The organism is Methylobacterium sp. ap11 (assembly GCF_900110515.1).
GTDB classification, from domain to species: Bacteria; Pseudomonadota; Alphaproteobacteria; order Rhizobiales; family Beijerinckiaceae; genus Methylobacterium; species Methylobacterium ajmalii.
In genome coordinates this window covers 20,005-28,220 of the sequence record NZ_FOEB01000041.1, presented here as the reverse complement: position 1 = coordinate 28,220, position 8,216 = coordinate 20,005, and the positions used below count along the sequence as shown (strand labels likewise).

The 8,216-nt window shown below is 73.4% G+C and carries 6 protein-coding genes; 3 read left to right on the top strand and 3 right to left on the bottom strand.

The genetic code is table 11. The features are described 5' to 3' along the window. Positions 1-348: 348 nt before the first annotated feature. On the bottom strand, positions 349-1,473 hold the full coding sequence (locus BMX97_RS31055; RefSeq protein ID WP_091754969.1) for a CaiB/BaiF CoA transferase family protein: 1,125 nt from the start codon (positions 1,471-1,473) through the stop codon (positions 349-351). Positions 1,474-1,686: 213 nt separating this feature from the next. Between BMX97_RS31055 and BMX97_RS31050 the strand changes: the two genes are divergently transcribed. The 3 genes from BMX97_RS31050 (at position 1,687) to BMX97_RS31040 (ending at position 6,454) form a co-directional block, all read left to right on the top strand. Beyond that, positions 1,687-2,448, top strand: a complete 762-nt coding sequence (locus BMX97_RS31050; protein WP_091754968.1) for an SDR family NAD(P)-dependent oxidoreductase — start codon at positions 1,687-1,689, stop codon at positions 2,446-2,448. A gap of 126 nt (positions 2,449-2,574) precedes the next feature. Further along, positions 2,575-3,705: an acyl-CoA dehydrogenase family protein gene (locus tag BMX97_RS31045; protein ID WP_091754967.1), complete on the top strand. Its 1,131-nt coding sequence runs from the start codon at positions 2,575-2,577 to the stop codon at positions 3,703-3,705. 151 nt (positions 3,706-3,856) lie between these two features. Continuing rightward, the gene (locus BMX97_RS31040; RefSeq protein ID WP_091754966.1) at positions 3,857-6,454 is read left to right on the top strand and encodes a sensor domain-containing phosphodiesterase; all 2,598 of its coding nucleotides are present in this window, start codon (positions 3,857-3,859) and stop codon (positions 6,452-6,454) included. On the opposite strand, the gene BMX97_RS31035 is transcribed toward BMX97_RS31040, so the two are convergent. Together BMX97_RS31035 and BMX97_RS31030 are read right to left on the bottom strand one after the other, a co-directional pair. Beyond that, on the bottom strand, positions 6,417-6,767 hold the full coding sequence (locus tag BMX97_RS31035) for a hydroxyisourate hydrolase (RefSeq protein ID WP_091754965.1): 351 nt from the start codon (positions 6,765-6,767) through the stop codon (positions 6,417-6,419). The genes BMX97_RS31040 and BMX97_RS31035 overlap by 38 nt on opposite strands. Beyond that, positions 6,764-8,167 carry an amidase gene (locus BMX97_RS31030; protein ID WP_091754964.1) on the bottom strand — a complete coding sequence of 468 codons (1,404 nt, stop codon included), beginning with the start codon at positions 8,165-8,167 and terminating at the stop codon, positions 6,764-6,766. Before BMX97_RS31030 ends, BMX97_RS31035 begins: the two co-directional genes overlap by 4 nt. Between the last annotated feature and the right edge of the window lie 49 nt (positions 8,168-8,216).

Sequence of the window (8,216 nt, the reverse complement as noted above, 5' to 3'; positions counted from 1 at the left end):
AGCTGATCACAATAGTAACGGAGGCTCACGACCGACCGGCGTTTCCACCAAATCGTGTGAGCACCGAAACGTCGGACCAGCATCATCCTACTCACAGCTGGTTTCGAAGAAACCAGCCCGCAGGGACGACGCCGTCCACGCTTCTCTTTCTCGTATGAACTTGTCAAAGAGCGGGCCGGGCGAACCCGGCATCCATCGGCGAAAACAGGACCAGCGCCTGACCAAGGTCAGGCTTGCCGGCCCGGACTGTCTCGAAGATGGCTCAGCGCCCGGGCCGCTGTCGCGGCCGGCGCCGATGGGTGGTCGTATAGGCTCAGGCGTTCGGCCCGTCAACACCCTTTCTCCGGCTCAGCTTCCAGAACTCCCCTCCCCGCTCCACCGTCGCAGGGCCTCGGCCAGGGTGAGCGGCGCGGGCACCGAGCGGATCGCGGAAGGCGTCGCCGAGAAACGGGGCGCCGGAGCGGGCTGGACCGTACCTTCGTGGGTGACGAAGCTCTGCCGTGCGGCGAGATGGGGATGGTGCGGCGCCTCGCCGAGGGTGAGGACCGGCGCGAGGCAGGAATCCGTGCCTTCGAGAAGCCCGCACCACTCGTCCCGGGTGCGACCGGCGAACAGGATCTCGAGCTTGCGCCGCAGGACCGGCCACATCGCCGGGTCGTCGCGCCGGTCGAAATCGGGATCGGCGTCGAGGCCCGTCAGGCGGCGAAAGAGGGCGTAGAAGTGCGGCTCGAGCGGCCCGAGGGCGACGTGGTGCCCGTCGCTGCAGGCATAGGTGCGGTACCAGGGCGCGCCGCCGTCGAGGAGGTTGGCTTCGCGCCGGTCGCTCCAGCGCCCCTGCGAGGCGAGCTCGGAGAACATCGCCATCAGGGATGCGGCCCCGTCGCAGATCGCGGCGTCGACCACCTGGCCCCGCCCGGTCCGCCCGGCCGAGAGCAGCCCGGCGAGGATCCCGGCGACGAGATAGAGCGCGCCGCCGCCGTAATCGCCGACGAGATTGAGCGGCGGCACCGGCCGTTCCTCGGGACCGATCGCCGCCAGCGCACCGGTCACCGCCAGGTAGGTGATGTCGTGCCCCGCCGCCTTGGCGAGGGGACCGTCCTGGCCCCAGCCGGTCATGCGGCCGTAGACGAGGCGCGGGTTGCGGGCGAGCACCGCGTCGGGCCCGAGACCGAGGCGCTCCATCACGCCGGGGCGAAACCCCTCGATCAGGGCGTCGGCCCGGGAGAGCAGCGCCAGGGTACCGGCGAGGTCGTCCAGGTCCTTGAGATCCACCGTCACGCTCGGGCGGCCCCGCGCCACCACGTTCTTCGAATAGGGGTCGGCGCCGCCGGGCCGGTCGAGCCGGACGATGTCGGCGCCCATGTCGGCGAGCAGCATCGCCGCGAAGGGCCCTGGGCCGATCCCGGCGAACTCGACGATGCGCAGGCCTGCGAGCGGTCCGCCCTGCCCGGCCTCGTGCGACGACGGGTCCATGCGCTGCCCTCCCCCCGAATGGTTGTCGTCCGGCGCTTGTCGTCGCCTGATCCGGCGCGCCTTGACGATGGCAGGTCCGCCCCATAGCGATGGGGCCAACGATACGATCGCGTAGCAGACCGGTCCGCCCTTCGCCACGGGCGGGAGCACGGGCCGCGCGCGACGGGGCTCACCCACCGGACGAGTGGGGCATCGATCACGGGAGGATGAGGCATGAACGTCAACGGCGTAGCCGCGATCGTGACGGGCGGCGGATCGGGCCTCGGGGCGGCGACCGGCCGGGCGCTGGCCGCGGCGGGCGCGCGGGTCGCGCTCCTCGACCTCAACGAGGGCGCCGCGGCGGAGGTCGCCGCCGAGATCGGCGGGCTCGCCCTCGCCTGCGACGTCGCCGACGCCGCCAGCGCCGAGGCGGCGGTCGCCCGGGCGGCCGAGGCGCATGGCCCGGCCCGCATCCTGGTCAATTGCGCGGGCGTCGCGACTGCCGGCCGGATCGTCGGGCGCAACGGCCCCCTCGAACTCCAGGCCTACGCCAAGGTGATCCAGGTCAACCTGATCGGCAGCTTCAACCTGATGCGGCTGGTGGCGGCCGGCGCGCTCGCCCTCGACCCGCTGGAGGGGGGCGAGCGCGGCGTCGTCATCTCCACCGCCTCGATCGCGGCCTTCGAGGGCCAGGTGGGCCAGGCGGCCTACGCCTCCTCGAAGGCCGGCATCGTCGGACTGACCCTGCCGGCGGCGCGGGAATTCGCACCCTCCGGCATCCGGGTCTGCGCCATCGCACCGGGCATCTTCGAGACGCCGATGCTGCGCGGCCTGCCGCAGGAGGTCCAGGATTCGCTCGGCGCCGCGGTGCCGTTCCCCTCCCGCCTCGGCAGGCCGGAGGAGTATGCCAGGCTCGCGATGGCGATCATCGACAACCCGATGCTTAACGGCGAGGTCATCCGCCTCGACGGGGCTTTGCGCATGCAGCCCAAGTGAGGATTCCCGGCGCGGCCGAACGGACCCGTTCGACCGCGCCGGGCAAGCCCGAACGGGCGCCGGCGCCAGTGCGCCGAACGTGTTCGCATCGACGTGCCGATGCGAACACCCCCAGGAGAGAGCCGGATGCTGAGCGACGACCAGATCCTGATCCGCGACACCGCCCGCAGCTTCGCGCGCGAGCGGCTGAAGCCGTTCTCGGCCGAATGGGACCGGGAGGCGCGCTTTCCCCGCGAGGCGATCGCCGAGATGGGGGCGCTCGGCTTCATGGGCATGCTGGTGCCCGAGGAGCATGGCGGGGCCGCCGCCGACCACGTCGCCTACGCGCTCGCCATTGAGGAGGTGGCGGCCGGCGACGGCGCGGTCTCGACGGTGATGAGCGTGCACAACTCGGTCGGCTGCATGCCGATCCTGAAGTTCGGCAGCGACGAGCAGAAGGCGCGGTTCCTCGGCCCCCTCGCCCGCGGCGAGCAGCTCGGCGCCTTCTGTCTCACCGAGCCCGGCGCCGGCTCGGACGCCGCCGCGCTCAAGACCCGGGCGCGGCGCTCGGGCAATGCCTGGGTCTTGTCGGGCACCAAGCAGTTCATCACCTCGGGGGCGAATGCGGATCTCGCCATCGTGTTCGCGGTGACCGACCCGGAGGCGGGCAAGCGCGGCATCTCGGCCTTCATCGTGCCGACGAAGACCCCCGGCTACACAGTGGCGCGCATCGAGCACAAGCTCGGGCAGCGCGCCTCGGACACCGCCCAGATCGTGTTCGAGGACATGGAGCTCACCCCGGACCTGATGCTCGGCCAGGAAGGCGAAGGGCTGAAGATCGCGCTTGCCAACCTCGAGGGCGGGCGCATCGGCATCGCCGCCCAGGCGGTGGGCATGGCCCGCGCGGCGTTCGAGGCGGCGCTCGCCTATGCGGGCGAGCGCGAGACCTTCGGCCAGAAGCTGATGGGGCACCAGGCGGTGGCCTTCCGGCTCGCCGACATGGCCACAAAGATCGAGGCCGCGCGTCTCCTGGTGCTGAACGCGGCGCGGCTGCGCGATGCCGGGCAGCCCTGCCTGAAGGAGGCGGCAATGGCCAAGCTCTTCGCCTCCGAGATGGCGGAGGCGGTGTGCTCCGACGCGATCCAGATCCACGGCGGCTACGGCTACCTGGCGGATTATCCGGTCGAGCAGATCTATCGCGACGTGCGGGTGTGCCAGATCTACGAGGGGACGAGCGACGTCCAGCGGATCGTGATCAGCCGGGCGCTGACGGCCTGACGGGCGGTCGCGCCGCCTGCGCGAGGCGGCGGGCGGCGCTTCCCCCGGCAGCCGGTGCTGCCGCCCGGGTTAACGCGCCCTTAGGGTTTTCGACATTCCTGGTCTGCCCCAACGATCGCATCCCGGTGCCGGGCCGGAGAGGAGCGTCGCGATGCATCTCGTTCCCCCGCGGGAGGCCGACCGCCTTTCCAGCCTGCGCGCCCTCGGCATCCTCGATACGCCGCCGGAGGCGCATTTCGACGCGGTCTGCCGGCTCGCCCGCACGCTGTTTGCCGTCCCGCATGCCTGGATCTCGCTGGTCGACGCCGACCGGCTGTGGTGCAAGGCGGCCTCCGGCATCGCCTTCGGCCCGACCCCTCGCGGGGCGGCGTTCTGCGACCACGCCGTCATGAGCGAGGCCCCGCTGGTGGTCGAGGACGCCGCGATCGATCCGCGGTTCCGCGACCGGGCGATCGTCACCGGGCCGTTCGCGGTGCGGTTCTACGTCGGCATCCCGCTCTCGCTCGCGACGGGCCTGCCGCTCGGCACTCTCTGCATCGCCGACACGGTCCCGCGGCGGATGCCGGATGCCGAGGTGGAGCGCCTGCGCGACCTCGGCGAGGTGGTGGTGGCCCAGCTGCGCCACTACGAGGCCCGCGTCGCCAGCGAGACCGAGGCCGCTCGCCGGCGGGCGAGCGAGGCGGCCCTGTCGGAGGCCAACCGCTACCTGACGCTCGCCGAGCAGATGGCCCATATCGGCCATTGGCGCGTCGATCTCGCCTCCGGCGTCATGACCTGGTCGGACGAGGTCTGCCGCATGCACGGGCTGGCGCCGGGCGCGCCCCCTGCCGGCGTCCAGGAGGCCCTGTCCTACTATCACCCGGACGACCGGGCGCGGGTCGCGGACCTCGTGTCCGCGGCGCGCGAGAACCGGACAGATTTCCACTTCAAGGCCCGGCTCGTGCGGCGCGACGGCGAGGAGCGGGTCGTCGTCTCGCACGGCATCTGCAACGAGGACGCGGCCGGCACCGCGACCGCCCTGTTCGGCACCGTGCAGGACGTGACCGAGATCGACCGGGCCGAGACCGAGCTGCGCGCCAGCACCGCCCTCCTCGACGCCACCCTGGCGCATATGGACCAGGGCCTCCTGATGATCGACGCGGCCGGGGCGGTACGGGTGTGCAACGAGCGCGCCCTCGCGCTCCTCGACCTGCCGCGGGAGATGATGCGGGACGCCCCGAGCTTCGACGCGGTGCGCCGCCACCAGATGGCGCAGGACGACTTCGCCCGGTGCGACGGCACGCTGCGCGAGGTCCTGGCCCACGCCCCCCTGGCGATCCAGCCCCGCACCTACGAGCACGAGCGGGCGAACGGCACCGTGCTGGAGATCCGCACAGTGCCGCTGCCCACCGGCGGGGCGGTGCGGACCTACACCGACATCACCGCCCGCAAGGCGGCCGAGGCGCAGGTGGCCCACCTGGCCCGGCACGACGCCCTGACCGGGCTGCCGAACCGGGCGCTCTTCCGCGACAGCCTCGACCAGCGCCTCGCCGCCTTGCGGCGCCACGGCGGGAGCTGCGGCCTGCTCTGCCTCGACCTCGACGCCTTCAAGGCGGTCAACGACACGCTCGGCCATCTCGCCGGCGATACCCTGCTGCGCGAGGTGGCGGGGCGCATCCGCGCCTGCCTGCGCCGCGAGGACCTGCCGGCGCGCCTCGGCGGCGACGAGTTCGCGATCCTGCTCGGCGGCGAGGCGGACGCCCGTTCCGCCGCCACCACCGCGGAGCGGCTGGTCGCGGCCCTGCGCCGGCCGGTCGATCTCGGCGGGCAGGAGGCGGTGATCGGCGTCAGCATCGGCATCGCCTTCGCGCCCGAGCACGGCCTCGACGCCGACACCCTGCTCAAGCGCGGCGACCTCGCGCTCTACCGGGCGAAGTCCGAGGGCCGAAACACCTTCCGGCACTTCGCCGCCGCCATGGACCGGGCGGCGGAGGAGCGCCGGCGCACCGAATCCGATCTGCGCGAGGGCCTGCGCCGCGGCGCGTTCTCGCTGCACTACCAGCCGGTCTTCGACCTCACGAGCGGGCGGGTGACCGCGCTCGAGGCGCTCGCGCGGTGGCACCACCCGACCCGCGGCACCCTGGCGCCGGCCGCCTTCCTGCCGCTCGCCGAGGAGACCGGTCTGATCGCGCCGCTCGGCGAGTGGGTCCTGCGCACCGCGCTCGCCGAGGCGCGCGAAATGTCGCCGGAGATCCGCGTGGTGGTGAACGTCGCGGGCGGGCAGCTGCGCCAGGCGGGCTTCGTGGCTGCGATCCGGGACGCGCTCCAGGCGACGGGCCAGGCCCCCGAGCGCCTCGAGCTCGACGTCGCCGAGGCGGCCATCGCGGCGGAGAGCGGACGGCTGAAGGACCTCGCCGCCCTCGGGGTCGGGATCGCCTTCGACGCCTTCGGCGCCGGGGCGTCCTCCCTCGGCGCCCTGCGCCGGCTGCCCTTCGGCCAGGTCAAGCTCGACCGGGCGCTGGCCGCCTCGGTGGCGACGCCGGAGACCGCGGATTTCGTGCGGGCGGTCGTCGCCCTGGCGGGCGCGCTGGGCATGCGGGCGACCGCCAAGGGCGTCGAGACCGAAGCCCAGCTCTCCGCCCTGCGGGAGGCGGGCTGCGTCGCGGCGCAAGGCTTCCTGTTCGGCCGGCCCGGGCCCATCGGCGAGCTCGCCCCCCTGCTCCGCGGCGGGGTCAGATGCCCCGAAACACCGCGTAGCCGAAGCGCGTGAACTTCAGCGGCAGGTGATGGTGCTCATGCGCCTCCACCACCGTGAAGCGGAACGGCACCCGGTCGAGGAAGTGCGGGCCCGGCCGTCCTTGCGCGGTGAAATAGTCGCCGAGGTGGAAGACCGCTTCGTAGGTGCCGCGCCCGATCCCGACGCCGCGCACCACCGGGTGGTCGAAGCTGCCGTCCGGCCCGATCACGCCTTCGGCGACCAGGCGCGGGCCCGCCGCCTCGATCACCGCCAGGGTGACCGCGAGGCCGAGCGCCGGGCGCCCCTCCGCCACGTCGACCGCGTGGACCGAGATGCCGCCGCTCATCGGGAGACCTCCCCGGGCAGGACCGGCCAGCGATCCGCGAAGGGCCGGCGGCTCTCCAGCGCCTCGGCCACGTCGAGGAGAAGGTCGTCGCGGCCGAACCCGGCCACGAGGTGGAGGCCGATCGGCATTCCGTCCGGCGCGGGATCGACCGGCAGGCTCACGGCCGGCAGCGCCGCGGCGTTGACCCAGCCCGAATAGACCGCATGGCCGCGCGGACCGACCGGCTGCCCGTCGATCACCTCGGGGTAGACCGCGTCCGCCGCCCAGGGCATCGCCGCGGCCGACGGCGTGACGAGGAGATCGATCTCCGCGAAGGCCGCGCTCGCCGCGTTGCGCAGGCCCTGGACCCGTTCGACGATGTCGCAGAGCAGCGTCGCGGGCGCCCGCGCGCCCTCCTCCGCCATCGCCCGGTAGGGTGCGCTCGCCCGGGCGGCGAGCGCCGGGTCGGCCGCGAACAGCCGGGCGATGCCGATCTTGCCGATCTCCGGCCACAGGGCGTTGAGCCCGGCGATGTCGACGGGTAGCGGGCCTTCCTCGACCGCGACCCCGATCGCCCGAAGCTCGGCGAGTGCCCGCCGGCACGACGCGGCGACGACCGGATCGAGGGGGGCCTCGCCGATGCGCTCGACGTAGCGGGCGCGCAGGGGCCGGTCGATGCGCGGCGCGACCGTGAAGCCCGACCACAGCACCCGCGGATCGGCCCCCTGCATCAGGCGCAGCACCGCCCGGGTGTCGGCGACGGTGCGGGTGAGCGCGCCCGCGACCTCGAAATCGAGGAGCGGCGAGGGCAGCCCGCCGAGCCGCGGCACCCGGCCGAGGCTGCTCTTGAGGCCGACGAGGCCGGTATGGGCCGCGGGCCGGCGCAGCGAGCCGCCGCCATCGGTGCCGAGCGCGATCGGCGCGTAGCCGGCGGCCGTCGCGGCGGCGCCCCCGCCGGTCGAGCCGCCGGGGGTGAGGGCCGGGTTCCAGGGGTTGCGGGTGACGCCGAAACGGGCAGATGCCGTAAAACCCTGCACGGCGAATTCCGGCATCGTGGTCTTGGCCAGCGTCACGAGCCCGGCCTGCCGCATCCGGGCCACCGGCAGCTCGTCCTGCATCGCGGCCGGCGCCTCGCCCGGCTCGGCATAGGTCGAGGGCATCCCCTCGGTGACGAGAAACTCCTTCACGGTCATCGGCACGCCGTCGAGGGGCGAGAGCGGCGCGCCCGCCCGCCAGCGAGCGGCGCTCGCCTCGGCCTCGGCTCGCGCTCGGGGATTCTCCCGCGAGAGCGCGTTCAGGTACGGCTCCCAGGCGGCGGCCCGGGCCTGCGCGGCCTCCAGCGCCTCGACCGGCGAGGCGCGCCCGCTCGCGAAGAGCCGGCCGAGCTCGACCGCCGAGAGACGCCACAGCTCCGTGCTCATGCGAAACCTCGATTGTGCAAGTGGTGGCTAGGCATGGTCTTTCCCGAAA